The organism is Pusillimonas sp. ANT_WB101 (assembly GCF_008369125.1).
Lineage (GTDB): Bacteria > Pseudomonadota > Gammaproteobacteria > Burkholderiales > Burkholderiaceae_B > Allopusillimonas.
On sequence record NZ_VOAY01000004.1, the window covers coordinates 391927 to 404929 of the forward strand.

11 protein-coding genes are annotated in these 13003 nt (G+C 58.4%); 6 read left to right on the forward strand and 5 right to left on the reverse strand.

Going from position 1 to position 13003, the window contains the following annotated elements; all coding sequences use genetic code 11:
• Positions 1–46: 46 nt before the first annotated feature.
• Positions 47–2032, forward strand: coding sequence for a DNA mismatch repair endonuclease MutL (gene mutL, locus FQ179_RS17920; RefSeq protein WP_149398670.1), 1986 nt, complete (start codon positions 47–49; stop codon positions 2030–2032).
• A 108-nt stretch (positions 2033–2140) separates the two neighbouring features.
• On the forward strand, positions 2141–3094 hold the full coding sequence (miaA, locus tag FQ179_RS17925) for a tRNA (adenosine(37)-N6)-dimethylallyltransferase MiaA (protein ID WP_188074651.1): 954 nt from the start codon (positions 2141–2143) through the stop codon (positions 3092–3094).
• A gap of 53 nt (positions 3095–3147) precedes the next feature.
• Here miaA and purM read toward each other — a convergent pair whose 3' ends face one another.
• Complete coding sequence (gene purM, locus FQ179_RS17930) at positions 3148–4200, reverse strand: phosphoribosylformylglycinamidine cyclo-ligase (protein WP_149398671.1); 1053 nt, start codon at positions 4198–4200, stop codon at positions 3148–3150.
• A gap of 110 nt (positions 4201–4310) precedes the next feature.
• On the opposite strand from purM, the gene hda reads away from it, so the two are divergent.
• The 4 genes from hda to folK all read left to right on the forward strand — a co-directional run bounded on the left by hda (position 4311) and on the right by folK (position 7727).
• Entirely contained in the window at positions 4311–5018 is a 708-nt protein-coding gene (gene hda, locus FQ179_RS17935) for a DnaA regulatory inactivator Hda (protein ID WP_149398672.1), read from the forward strand.
• On the forward strand, positions 5015–5716 hold the full coding sequence (locus FQ179_RS17940) for an HAD family phosphatase (RefSeq protein WP_149398673.1): 702 nt from the start codon (positions 5015–5017) through the stop codon (positions 5714–5716). Before hda ends, FQ179_RS17940 begins: the two co-directional genes overlap by 4 nt.
• A 9-nt stretch (positions 5717–5725) precedes the next feature.
• Positions 5726–7150, forward strand: a complete 1425-nt coding sequence (pcnB, locus tag FQ179_RS17945) for a polynucleotide adenylyltransferase PcnB (RefSeq protein WP_149398674.1) — start codon at positions 5726–5728, stop codon at positions 7148–7150.
• Positions 7151–7223: 73 nt separating this feature from the next.
• Positions 7224–7727 carry a 2-amino-4-hydroxy-6-hydroxymethyldihydropteridine diphosphokinase gene (folK, locus tag FQ179_RS17950; protein ID WP_149398675.1) on the forward strand — a complete coding sequence of 168 codons (504 nt, stop codon included), beginning with the start codon at positions 7224–7226 and terminating at the stop codon, positions 7725–7727.
• 233 nt (positions 7728–7960) lie between these two features.
• On the opposite strand, the gene FQ179_RS17955 is transcribed toward folK, so the two are convergent.
• The 4 genes from FQ179_RS17955 to FQ179_RS17970 form a co-directional block, all read right to left on the reverse strand.
• On the reverse strand, positions 7961–8791 hold the full coding sequence (locus tag FQ179_RS17955; protein WP_149398676.1) for a CoA ester lyase: 831 nt from the start codon (positions 8789–8791) through the stop codon (positions 7961–7963).
• Positions 8791–10005 carry a CaiB/BaiF CoA-transferase family protein gene (locus FQ179_RS17960; protein ID WP_149398677.1) on the reverse strand — a complete coding sequence of 405 codons (1215 nt, stop codon included), beginning with the start codon at positions 10003–10005 and terminating at the stop codon, positions 8791–8793. The genes FQ179_RS17955 and FQ179_RS17960 overlap by 1 nt, the downstream gene beginning before the upstream one ends.
• A gap of 184 nt (positions 10006–10189) precedes the next feature.
• Positions 10190–11020: a MaoC family dehydratase N-terminal domain-containing protein gene (locus FQ179_RS17965; RefSeq protein ID WP_149398678.1), complete on the reverse strand. Its 831-nt coding sequence runs from the start codon at positions 11018–11020 to the stop codon at positions 10190–10192.
• A 440-nt stretch (positions 11021–11460) separates the two neighbouring features.
• Positions 11461–12987, reverse strand: coding sequence for a fumarate hydratase (locus FQ179_RS17970; protein ID WP_149398679.1), 1527 nt, complete (start codon positions 12985–12987; stop codon positions 11461–11463).
• Between the last annotated feature and the right edge of the window lie 16 nt (positions 12988–13003).

The following is a 13003-nucleotide window of genomic DNA, read 5'->3' on the forward strand; positions in this document are numbered from 1 at the left end:
AAATCGTACCATTCTCCCACTCTTATTACTTTGATAAATTTACGCCATGCATGAACGACGCTCCATTACCGCCCTGCCCGACCTGCTGATCAGCCAGATCGCTGCTGGTGAGGTCGTTGAGCGCCCGGCCTCCGTCCTGAAAGAATTGCTCGAAAACGCCATTGACGCAGGCGCCCGCGCCATAGAGGTTCGTCTGGATGGCGGTGGCATACGGCGTATCGCCATCAGCGATGACGGCAGCGGCATCCCCGCCGACGAAATGCACCTGGCGCTTACCCGTCACGCCACCAGCAAGATCAGCTCGCTGGACGAACTCGAGGCGGTCGCTTCCATGGGGTTCAGGGGCGAGGCACTGGCCTCGATTGCTTCGGTGTCGCGCCTTACGCTCACGTCACGAACGGCTGACGCCCCGCACGCCTGGCAAGTCACTTCCGAATTTGACCCCCCTGTGCCCGCTTCTGGTTCAGTAGGCACCACCATAGACGTAAGACAGCTTTTTGATGACGTGCCCGCGCGCCGCAAATTTTTGCGTACCGAATCCACCGAGTACGGCCACTGTGTCGACGCGCTCGAACGCATTGCGCTGGCCCAACCTCACATCGCCTTCAGGCTGTTTCACAATGACAAGCCACAACGTAACTGGCGCGCCTGTGACATGGGCCAGCGAGTACGCGATGTGCTTGGCGCCGAGTTTGTCAGCCAGGGCGTACAGGTCAGCCACGAGCTTGGCCTGGTGGCGCTGCATGGCATCATCACGCGCCCCACATTCGCGCGCAGCCGCGCCGATCGCCAGTATCTCTATGTAAACGGGCGCTACGTCAAAGACCGCACCGTATCGCATGCCATACGACAGGCCTATGCCGATGTGCTGCACGGTGATCGGCAACCCGCCTATGTGTTGTTTCTTTCAACCGACCCATCGGGCGTTGATGTCAACGTACACCCTGCCAAGCACGAAGTGCGCTTTCGCAACAGCGGCGCCATCCACCGATTTGTCAGCCAGACACTGGGCGAGGCTCTGGCGGCGGCTGGCGGTCATATGCTCGATTCTGCCCAGGGCAACGCCACCCCTACAGATGCCAGCGGCACGCCGCAATCGGGGCACGCTGAAGGGCGCGGCCAAGCGGGCGCAGCAGACGGCGTTACCCCTCCAGGTCAGCCAGCACCCAGGCCCGGTGCCTTCCCGTTTGGCAGTCGACCGCAGCAACAGCCACTGCGGCTGCGTCCGGATGACGCAGCGGGTACCGACTGGCGCGAGCTGTATCGCCCTGCCGATGACGCCCTACACGCCAGTACGCCTGGCGCCGGCCCCTTCTCCGGGCACGCTGACGGGCTGGATGCCGCCCCCTATCAAACCTATACCACGGCAGCTGCCGGGCCTCTGACATCGCTGCCGGCCGCCATGCAGCGCATGGGTGAGCCGCAAACACGGGTTCAAACTGATTCAGAGTTTCCACTTGGCATGGCTTTGGGACAGCTTCACGGCATTTACATACTGGCGCAAAATGAGCACGGTCTTGTTCTGGTCGATATGCATGCGGCACACGAGCGGGTTGTTTATGAGCAACTCAAAAAGGCCATGGACACCCGCAGCCTGCCGCGCCAAGAGCTACTTGTCCCCGTGGTCTTCAGCGTGGCCGAAAAAGAAATCGGCCTCATTGAAGAATATACCGATACGCTGTCCGAACTAGGGCTGGACATCAGGGCCGCTGGCCCCGCCTCGGTCGCTGTGCGGGCCGTACCGGCACTGCTGGCAGGCGGTGATATCGAGTCGCTGGCACGCGGCGTATTGCGTGACCTGGCCGGCGTGGGTTCGTCACCGCGGCTTACAGAGCAGCGCAACGAGCTGCTATCCACCATGGCATGTCATGGTTCTGTCAGGGCCAACCGTCGTCTGACACTGGACGAAATGAACGGCCTGCTACGCCGCATGGAAACCACCGAGCGAGCCGACCAGTGCAACCATGGTCGCCCCACATGGATGCAATGGCCAATTGCCGAGCTCGACCGACTCTTCATGCGCGGTCAGTAGCCAGTTGAAACGCCGCCAGCCTGCCGTCCCCGACGCAAACCGCTGTCACCACCGCTTTGGGCATCGCACCTACCGCTTACGCCTCGACCACACTTGCCGATATCACCCATGAGTATGCCTGCTGGTTCCGACACGTTACCCGTTATCTGCCTGGCCGGGCCCACCGCCTCGGGGAAAAGCGCCGCAACGCTTGCCATTGCCGCACGCTGGCCAGTTGAGATTATTGTGGTTGATTCAGCCACGATTTATCGCGGCATGAATATAGGCACCGCCAAGCCCTGCGCAGCAGAGCAGGCCAAAATACCGCATCATCTGCTCGACATCCGCGACCCGGCTGAAAGCTATTCGGCGGCCGAGTTCCAACGCGATGCCAGCACGCTTATCCCGCAAATCATCGCGCGCGGAAACTACCCGCTGCTGTGCGGGGGCACCATGCTGTATTACAAGGCCCTGCGCGAGGGCCTGAGCGACCTGCCCGAGGCCAACCCTGCCCTGCGTGCGCAAATCGATCAGGAAGCCCGTGAACAAGGCTGGCCCGCCATGCATCAGCAGCTGGCATCCTTCGACGCCAAAAGCGCTGAACGGCTAAAACCTAATGATAGCCAGCGCGTGCAACGCGCTATTGAAATTTATCGCGTCAGCGGACGCACCATGACAGATTGGCTGGAGCAGTCTCGACCGCGCACGGCAACACCGTTTTCATTTATTACGCTTAGTCTGGAACCGTCGGACAGGCTGGCGCTGCATGCCCGCATTGCCGAGCGCTACCAAAGCATGATTCAGGCCGGGCTAGTGGAAGAGGTCAAGGCGCTGCACGTCAGGCCAGACCTGCATACAGGGCTCCCGTCGGTGCGCTGCGTGGGGTATCGCCAGATCTGGGACTACCTCGATGGCACGTGTACGCTGGACGCAGCCATAGAGCGTGCCATCGCCGCCACACGCCAGTTGGCAAAAAGGCAGCTGACCTGGCTGCGGTCGCAACCAGAAAGAACGATTGTTGATTGCCTGGCGCCAACAGCTGCAGCCCAGATCGCAGACGAGGTGGCCCTGCACTGGCGCTGAGCACGCCACGCTATGGCGTTGCTGCAGCGCCACCGTTACCGTCAGGGCACTGATTAAACGACCGTCGTTTGCGGTGCGTCAGCGCTTTCCTGGGGCACGATCTCGCCCAGGTGACTAACTTGCTCACCATGTTGGGTCAGCGTAGCGACTATGGCGTCTGCCTGGTCAGCCGGAACAACAATCACCATGCCAATGCCGCAGTTGAACACACGATACATTTCGACGTCGTCGACGTCGCCGTTTTGCTGCAGCCAGGTAAAGAGCTCGGGCATTTGCCAGGCATCACGATGCAGGCGTGCGGCCAGACCGGGTTGAAGGATACGGGGCACGTTGTCAAGCAGACCGCCGCCCGTAATGTGCGCCAGGCCTTTAATGGCATTGCCATGTTCAGCCAACGCGGCCAACACTGACTTGACATAGATACGGGTAGGTTCCATGACGGCATCACGCAGAGGACGGCCGCCAAGTTCTTGGTCAGGCCTGGCGTTGGCATGCGTGAGAATTTTACGCAACAAGGAAAACCCATTGGAGTGCGCGCCACTGGAAGCCAGGCCCAGCACCACATCGCCGACGGCAATTGATTTGCCATCGATAATGCGTGATTTTTCAACCGCCCCGACCGCAAAACCCGCCAGATCGTACTCGCCATCGGGGTACATGCCCGGCATTTCGGCCGTTTCACCACCGATTAATGCGCAGCCTGCCAGCTCACAGCCTTTTGCAATGCCAGCTACCACGCTGGCTGCAGTGTCGACGGACAGCTTGCCGCAAGCAAAATAATCGAGAAAATACAGAGGCTCGGCACCCTGCACCAGAATGTCGTTAACACTCATGGCCACCAGATCAATGCCCACGGTGTCGTGACGATTCCATTCGAACGCCAGGCGCAGCTTGGTGCCCACGCCGTCAGTGCCTGACACCAGCACAGGCTCTTTAAGGTGGCGCGGCACCTCGAACAATGCGCCAAACCCGCCGATTCCGGCCATGACCCCTGGCCGCATAGTACGTGCCGCAAGAGGCTTGATACGATCAACCAGCGCCTCACCAGCGTCGATGTCGACCCCTGCGTCGCGGTAGGTCATGGGAGCGGAAAATTTGTTTGTCATGAGAAAAGCCGTGGGATGTGCAAGAATTGCATGTTTAGTTGAACTTGAAGGGTGATTTTACGACGAACGCGGCTTTCTATGGAAAGTCGCTCGCCCTGCACAACAAAATCATGACACAACAACTGATTCTTGACCTGCTCCCACCCCCACCGCCCTCACTCGAAAACTTCGTTGTGGGCGCCAACGACGGCGTTCTCGATGCGCTTCGGCACGGCGGGCCCGGTCGAGCTATTTATCTATGGGGCCCACCCGGTGCAGGCCGCACGCATCTGTTGCGCGCCATGGCCAGCGGCGAACACGCCTATTATTCTGGCGCCGACTCGCCGCCCGGCGTGCTGTCCAATATTGCCACCTCAGACACCCTGACGTATCGCCTGATCGCCATCGATAATGTCGAACTGCTCGATGAGGCAGGGCAGGCAGCCCTGTTCACCCTGTACAATCGCTGGCGTGAGGTTGCTACAGCGGATCAGGGCTTCATGCTGGTGCTGGCAGGTGACCGTGCGCCGCTGTCCATGCCGTTACGTGAAGACCTGCGCACCCGTCTGGGCTGGGATCTGGTGTTTCGGCTTGAATTATTGTCTGATGACGACCGTGCACGGGCGCTTAATACCAAAGCCACCGAGCGCGGCCTGCGTCTGGCGCCCGAGGTGGTCGCCTGGGTTCTTACCCATTACACACGCGACATGCGCATGCTGAGTGCGCTGCTTGATGCGCTTGACCGCTATTCACTTGCTAAACATCGGGCCATTACCTTGCCCCTGCTTAAAGACTTGCTGGCCTCTGGCCACCCAACTCATCATCCTGAAGACACATGACAAGCTCGCAACGCCTGGCCTTATTCGATCTGGACCACACCCTACTTCCGCTCGACAGCGACTATCAATGGGCCGACTTCCTCGCCCGCACCGGACGTGCCGGCGATCCGGCCGAGGCCCAGCGACGCAACGATGAGCTTATGGAGCGCTATAACGCAGGCCAGCTCACGGCCGAGCAGTCGGCCGAGTTTATGCTGGGCCTGCTGACACGCGCGGCACCCGCTGAGCTCAATGCCTGGCATGAAGACTTCATGGCCAACATCGTAATGCCCGCCATTCTGCCCTCGGCACGCGCACTCGTGCACGAGCACATCAGCCGTGGCGACCTGTGCGCCATCGTGACGGCGACCAATGAGTTCGTCACCCAACCCATCGCCCAGGCCTTTGGCATACCCCACCTCATTGCCACCGTGCCCGAAATGCACCACGGTCGCTATACAGGCCGTATACAAGGTGTGGCCAGCTTCCAGGCAGGGAAGATCACGCGCGTTCAAGCGTGGCTGGCCGAAATGGGGCTGACGCTCGACAGCTTTGAGGCTTCGTTCTTTTACAGCGACTCACCCAACGATTTGCCCTTGCTCGAAGTCGTTACCCACCCTGTCGCCACCAACCCCAGCCCTGCACTGCGAAAGATCGCAGAGGCCCGCAGCTGGCCCGTACTCGACCTGTTCAGCGACATGCTGGACGCAAAGTCTTAAACTATCGCAATGCTAAAGCAAACAATAAAGAACTTTGTCGGGCGCCTTTTCGCAGGCCCTGCTCGCGGGCCAGAGCGAATATCCCCCGAAAAACACGGCATCGACAAGCGCAAAGTATCGCGCCATGCCGTCAAGGTATGCGAAGTGCTGCACAATGCCGGCTACGAGGCCTACATTGTCGGGGGTGCCGTGCGCGACCTTATCGTGGGCCTGCAGCCCAAAGATTTCGACGTTGCCACCAACGCCACCCCCGAACAGGTTAGACCCTTGTTTCGGCGCGCGCGCATAATTGGTCGCCGTTTTCAGCTCGTGCATGTGGTGTTCGGGCAAGAAATCATCGAAACCTCCACATTTCGGGCCATGGCCAATGGCGACGAATTCACCGACGAGCATGGTCGCATTTTGCGCGACAACCTGTTTGGCAGCCAGGAAGAAGACGCCGCCCGACGCGACTTTACGCTCAATGCACTCTATTACGACCCCATCGACGAATACGTCATTGACTACCACCGGGGCGTTGCTGACCTAAAAAATCGCGTTGTTCGCATGATTGGCGACCCCGAGGCGCGCTATCGTGAAGACCCCGTACGCATGCTGCGCGCCATGCGTTTTGCTGCCAAGCTCGACGCCACCATAGACCCGGCAACGGCCGAACCCATACAGCGCATGGCGGGGCTAATTGAGCATGTGCCTGCTTCGCGCCTGTTCGATGAAACGCTCAAACTGCTAACCTGCGGCCACGCCATGGACTGCCTGCGACTGCTGCAGAAAGCAGGCTTGCACCGCGGGCTAATACCACTTATTGACCAGGTTTTTGCTGAAGAAGGCGGCGAAGAGTTCGTAGAATTTGCCCTGGCACGTACAGATACGCGTGTGCGAGGCGGTAAAACCGTCAGCCCAAGCTTTCTCTTCGCTGCACTACTCTGGAAGCTGGTCTACCGACGATGGAACGAATTACGCGCGTCAGGCGAACCGGCGTCACAAGCCCTGGTACAGGCTGCCGACTCGGTTATTGAACAGCAAACACGCAAGCTGGCCATACAACGGCGCTTTCAGGCCGATATGCGCGAGATCTGGTTTATGCAGGCCCGTTTCGAGCGCGTCAACCCACGCGCCATCTGGCGCATGCTGGATCAGCCGCGCTTCAGGGCCGCTGCCGACTTTCTGCAATTGCGCGCAGAAGCCAAAGAGGTCGACAGCGTGCAGGCGCAATGGTGGATGGATCTGGCCAATGCCGATGATTCAACCCGCGCTGAAATGATCGAGTCTTATCAGGAACAATCCCGCAAAAGCGGTGCCACCGTCGCCACCAAACGACGCCGTCGCCCCCGCAAAAAACGCAGCGCAGACGGTGCATCAGCACATACCGATGGCGGCTCAGGTGCGCAGCAGGCCAGCTCTGGCACACACCACGACAGCGCACCACAAGACTAAACGATGGCACAAGGCATGGTTAAGCGGGTAATCACTCACCCGCACAGGCTTGTTCAGATGGCACCAGGTGCTAATGACACACACTAAGCACCCCAGTGCCCCGCCTGTATGCGCCTATGTCGGCCTGGGTGCCAACCTGGGCGACGCAGAGGCCAGCCTGCACCAAGCCATCGAGCAGCTGGCTTGTTTGCCCCACATTGAGTTTGTGCGAGTTTCTCCGTTGTACAGCAGTGCACCCGTGGACGCCAGCGGCCCCGACTATATCAATGCCGTGGCCGAGATTCTCACGTCACTCGACGCGCATGAATTGTTGTCTGTTCTTCAGCACATAGAGCACCTGCATGGGCGCCAACGCCCATACCGTAATGCCCCGCGTACGCTGGATCTTGATCTGTTGCTTTACGGCGACCAAGATATTGATACGCCCGACCTGCGTGTGCCCCACCCGCGCATGCATGAACGCGCCTTTGTGCTGCGCCCACTCGCTGATCTGGATTCCACGCTAATGCTGGCCCAGGGTGGCCTGCACGATCTTATTGAAGCCTGCGCCGATCAGGCATTGCACCGTATCAATTAACAATGCTTGATTAGGTCGACGAATTGCTGGCGTTGCGAACGCCTGAGCATCTTTGCAGCAAACGGCCCAACAGCTGCCCAAAGCAATAAATACCCACAACGGTGCTGTGGCACCGTGTACCAGGCGCATCCACTCACTTCGGGCGCAGCGGTGATTTGCTGCTGTGCAATGCCCGCCGAAGCGCAGATTGCGAGCCATTGCGCGCAACTCATGCTAGCGGGCACGACTACAGCCTACTGCTCACTCACCTGCGCCACTATGCGTCGTGCCCGTTCGATCACCGGCGCGTCCACCATTTGCCCGTCCAGCTGAAACGCTGACGATGCAGTGGCCTCGGCCTGTTCCAGCACACGACGAGCCCAGCTCACCTCTTGCTCGGCAGGCTGAAAAACCGTATGAATTACACCTACCTGCTTAGGGTGTATGCACAGCATGCCGCCAAAACCCATATCACGCACCTGTGTTGCCAATTGCGCAAGGCCCTGGGCATCGGCAAAATTGGGATAAACCCCGTCCAGCGGTGCCGCAAGTGTATTTGCGGCGCTGTGCAGCAAGATCTGGCACCGAATGTGATCCAGCAATAATCGTGCACCTGCCGTATCGGGTGTGGTGGCGGTATCAAGCATGAGATCAAGGTAGCCGAAAGAAAGTCGCTCTATGCCACCTGCACCGGCAATCTCAGCCAAGGCCAGTACACCGCGCGCGCTTTCTATAATAGGCACAACCGGCTTGCCAACAGCCGCTACACGGTTGACCTGAGCCGCCGACTCTGTCTTAGGCAGCATAATGCCGGCAATGGCATCACAGTCAGCACACAATGCAAGATCATCTTCAAACCACGGTGTCGACGCATCATTGACCCGTAGCAAAAATGAGGCTGGTGCGGCGGTAAGGGCAAATTCACGCACATGGTCACGGGCCTGTGTTTTGGCGGTGCGCTCTACCGCATCTTCCAGGTCGATGATAACGGCGTCAGCCCCAGCCGCCAGCGCTTTTTCAAAACGCTCGGGGCGGGTGGCGGGCACAAACAGGGCACTGCGAAGTGATTTAGCAGCGCTGGTCATCAGATCATCCCCTGCTCGGTGTAGGTTTGAATTTGCTCGGGGGTATAGCCCAATTTCTGCAAGATGGCGGCAGAATGCTCGCCCAAAGCGGGTACTTTATCCATACGGGCCTGAAACTCAGAGTTCGTGGCTGGCGGAATCAATGCCGGAAGCGAGCCTACTTCGCTATCTATCTGTGTCCAGCGCGCACGTTGCTGCAACTGGGGGTGGGCCCAGACATCAGCCATGGTGTTTACGCTGGCATTGGCGATGCTGGCCGCTTCAAGTCGCTCAATAACCTGTTCACGCGTCAGCGCTGCAAACACCGTAACAATAAGCACCCGCAGTGCATCTTTGTTTTCAACGCGCTTGAAGTTGGCATTGAAACGACTGTCGTCGATGAGCTCAGGCTGGCCTAGCACGGTCGTGCAGAATGACGCCCATTCACGTTCGTTCTGCAGACCCAACATAACCTCGCTGCCATCACCCACAGGGAAAGGCCCGTAAGGAGAGATCGTGGCGTGTGAGGCGCCTGCACGGGGAGGAGGCTCGGCCCCATCGAAAGCGTAATACATGGGAAACCCCATCCACTCCACCGTACTTTCAAGCATGGTCACGTCTATACGTGAGCCCTTGCCGGTTCGCCCACGCAACAGTAGCGCCGAAAGAATACTGCTGTAGGCGTACATGCCCGCAGCGATGTCTGACATTGAGCACCCGGCTTTGGCTGGGGTTTCAGGCGTACCCGTTACCGACAAAAAGCCACTTTCGCTCTGAATAAGCAGGTCGTACGCTTTTTTCTTTTCGTAATCGCCCCCTTCCCCATACCCGGAAATATCGCAGACGATAAGTCGGGGATACTTCTTGCTTAGCGCATCATAGGACAGGCCCATACGTGCTGCCGCGCCCGGAGCCAGGTTTTGCACCAGCACATCGGCCTCATTCAGCAGTTTTTCCAGAACACCCGACGCATCAGGGTGTTTCAAGTCGAGCGTCAGGCTTTCTTTGGAGCGATTGGTCCACACAAAATGAGAAGCCAGACCCTTGACGCGTTCATCGTAGCCTCGGGCAAAATCACCCACACCCGGCCGTTCCACCTTGATGACCCGCGCGCCCATGTCGGCAAGCTGACGCGTGCAAAACGGCGCAGCGATGGCATGCTCCAGGCTGATGACAGTAATGCCGTCCAGAGGGCGCGGAGCGTCGTGAGCGGGCTTGGTAGTGGTAGTTGGCATATTTATTCTCGAGAATTCAGCTCAGAAACCGGGCGTGGCTCAACGCCACACCCTACTTGTTTACATTGCCGGCGTAACTGTGCTTTTGTGCGCTGTGTGTGCCTGCCCGGCGCGCCGGTATCGCGACTGGCTCGGCCTTGGGGCCCTCACACGGGTAATTTGGTGCGCAAGGGCAAAGCGGCAATCAGACGGAAAAAATCAGCTCAGCCTGGTGTGCCAGCGTACCATCCTGCTCAACCCACAGCTGAGCTTTTTCGTTGCTTTCCAGGCGGCCAGCGGCTTGAAATGGGCGCGGCGAAGTCAAAGGCCTTAATCCTCGGTAAGACATAGACTGCAGCCGTTTTTCTGGGTGTGCCTTCTGAAAAGCGCTACACATACGTGTCGCCAGCAAAGGCCCATGCACCACCAGGCCTGGGTAACCTTCAACCTCGGTGACATAAGGGTAGTCGTAATGAATGCGATGGCCGTTGTAGGTGACCGCCGAATAGCGGAACAGCATGACCGCGTCAGGGGTAACAGATTCAGACCACTGCGCCTCAGGTGGTTCTGTGCTGCCCGTCAACTTGGGTGGGCTAGGCTCGCGGTAAACAATGTCCTGCTCTTCATTGATGCACATCACGCCGTCCTGGACGTACTGGTGGTTAACCGTCACAAACAGCAGCTTGCCGGTTCGGCCTTCTTTTTCTTTTACCGCAATAATTTCTGACTTGCGTTGCGCTGGCGTGCCCACACGCAGCGGCTGGTGAAAATGCACGCGCCCGCCCGCCCACATGCGGTTGCGACCTTCAATAGGCGGCAAAAAGCCCCCTCGCCGCGGATGCCCGTCCTCGCCGATCTCGGCGTATGGTACGCCCTCTACGAAGAAAGCCCACTGCCAGAGAGCAGGAAGCGCGCCGCCTGCAGCGGGAGCCGTCTCGCCGATCGCGAGCGCCACTTTGCGCACGTGCCCGATGTCAAGATTGTCTTCGGTGGACTCGGTGCGCCCTAACCAAGCGCTGAAATCTGGTGTTGTCATGATTTATTCCGCATACTAAAAGTTCAGGCTATAGATTGCCTGAGTCGCCGTAAATCTGGAATTCGTTTTTCTGCAAGAGGCCGTTTACTTCTGCCAAAGCACTCGACGGCCATGCAGCAAAACCCAACGGAAATACGTGCTTTGCGCTACATAGAAACTTACCATAATGTAAAAGGGCTTCATGCTTCTCTGGGCCGAGTCCGGCCAGATCAGTATGAAGCCCTTCAACGTTAAGTAGTTACGCTTAACGTTACGCCCAAAATGCCAAACCCCGTAAGGGTATTGCTCGCTCAGGCCGCTTTTAAGCGCTAAAGGCGCTGTGGGCCACGGCTGAGCTTACCCGTACTCTCATCCACTTGCGCGGGCACGTCTAACAGAGATATCAACCTCTGTACTTTTTCTGCTCGTACTCGCACTTGCACGGGCACGCTGGGCGGCGATCAGCTCACCGGGATCAGAGGGATTTCAGCGATGCGAGCCTTCCACTGTTTTGGCCCCGTTTCATGCACCGACACCCCTTGTGCATCGACGGCAACGGTCACAGGCATGTCTTTGACATCAAACTCGTAAATCGCCTCCATGCCCAGGTCTTCAAACCCGACGACGCGTGCGCCGCGAATGGCTTTAGACACCAGATAAGCCGAACCACCCACAGCCATCAGATACGCAGACTTGTGCCTGCGGATGGCGTCAATGGCTACAGGACCACGCTCTGCCTTGCCAACCATGGCAATCAGGCCTGTCTGGTCGAGCATCATGTCGGTGAACTTGTCCATGCGGGTTGAGGTTGTAGGGCCAGCGGGCCCGACCACTTCATCACGCACTGGGTCGACAGGGCCTACGTAGTAAATAACGCGGTTGGTAAAGTCTACCGGCAGCTTCTCACCATTGGCCAACATGTCTTGAATGCGTTTGTGGGCCGCGTCACGGCCAGTCAGCATCTTGCCCGAAAGCAACAGGGTCTGGCCTGGTTTCCAGCTTGCCACTTGCTCAGGCGTGAGCGTATTCAGGTCTACCTGCAGCGATTTATTGTAATCAGGCGCCCAGTGCACATCAGGCCAGGTATCCATCGGGGGCGGCGTCAGCTCAGCCGAACCAGAGCCATCGAGCACAAAATGCACGTGACGCGTCGCGGCACAGTTGGGGATCATGGCCACAGGCTTGGATGCGGCATGAGTCGGAAACGTATTGATCTTGACATCCAGCACCGTGGTCAGGCCGCCCAAGCCCTGGGCGCCGATACCAAGCGCATTGACTTTTTCATACAGCTCCAGACGCAGCTCTTCAATCTTATTTTGCGGCCCACGCTGCTGCAGTTCGTACATATCGATGTCTTCCATCAATGACTGCTTGGCCAGCAGCATGGCTTTTTCTGCCGTACCGCCAACGCCTATACCCAGCATGCCGGGAGGACACCAGCCCGCCCCCATGGTCGGCACAGTCTTTAGCACCCAATCGACCAGCGAATCGCTGGGGTTGAGCATGACAAACTTGGCTTTGTTTTCGGAGCCGCCGCCTTTGGCTGCCACCTGCACGTCAAGCTTGTCGCCTTCGACCAGCTCGACGCTGACAATACAGGGTGTGTTGTCACGTGTATTTTTGCGGGTAAACAGTGGGTCGGTCAAAATAGACGCCCGCAAAGGGTTGTCAGGGTTGAGATACCCCTGGCGCACCCCTTCATCACAGATTTCCTGCATGCTGCGCTGACTGTCAAAGCGCACACCCATGCCAACCTTTAAAAACACGTTAACAACACCGGTATCCTGGCAAATTGGCCGGTGCCCTTCAGCGCACATGCGCGAGTTGGTCAAGATTTGCGCAATGGCATCTTTGGCAGCAGGGTTTTCTTCACGCTCATAGGCACGGGCCAGGTGCTGGATGAAATCGGCGGGATGATAAAAACTAATGAACTGAACCGCGTCTGCAATAGACTGGATCAGATCACTCTCTTTAATAACGGTAGTCATAAGATAAGCTCAATCG

What these genes read in the sequence shown, in the direction of transcription:
- purM (WP_149398671.1), bottom strand. Translation starts at nt 4,200, where the DNA reads ATGACAAACAAATTTTCCGCTCCCATGACCTACCGCGACGCAGGGGTC.
- FQ179_RS17970 (WP_149398679.1), bottom strand. Translation starts at nt 12,987, where the DNA reads ATGACTACCGTTATTAAAGAGAGTGATCTGATCCAGTCTATTGCAGAC.
- FQ179_RS17955 (WP_149398676.1), bottom strand. Translation starts at nt 8,791, where the DNA reads ATGACCAGCGCTGCTAAATCACTTCGCAGTGCCCTGTTTGTGCCCGCC.
- FQ179_RS17965 (WP_149398678.1), bottom strand. Translation starts at nt 11,020, where the DNA reads ATGACAACACCAGATTTCAGCGCTTGGTTAGGGCGCACCGAGTCCACC.
- FQ179_RS17960 (WP_149398677.1), bottom strand. Translation starts at nt 10,005, where the DNA reads ATGCCAACTACCACTACCAAGCCCGCTCACGACGCTCCGCGCCCTCTG.
- mutL (WP_149398670.1), top strand. Translation starts at nt 47, where the DNA reads ATGCATGAACGACGCTCCATTACCGCCCTGCCCGACCTGCTGATCAGC.
- hda (WP_149398672.1), top strand. Translation starts at nt 4,311, where the DNA reads ATGACACAACAACTGATTCTTGACCTGCTCCCACCCCCACCGCCCTCA.
- FQ179_RS17940 (WP_149398673.1), top strand. Translation starts at nt 5,015, where the DNA reads ATGACAAGCTCGCAACGCCTGGCCTTATTCGATCTGGACCACACCCTA.
- pcnB (WP_149398674.1), top strand. Translation starts at nt 5,726, where the DNA reads ATGCTAAAGCAAACAATAAAGAACTTTGTCGGGCGCCTTTTCGCAGGC.
- folK (WP_149398675.1), top strand. Translation starts at nt 7,224, where the DNA reads ATGACACACACTAAGCACCCCAGTGCCCCGCCTGTATGCGCCTATGTC.
- miaA (WP_188074651.1), top strand. Translation starts at nt 2,141, where the DNA reads ATGAGTATGCCTGCTGGTTCCGACACGTTACCCGTTATCTGCCTGGCC.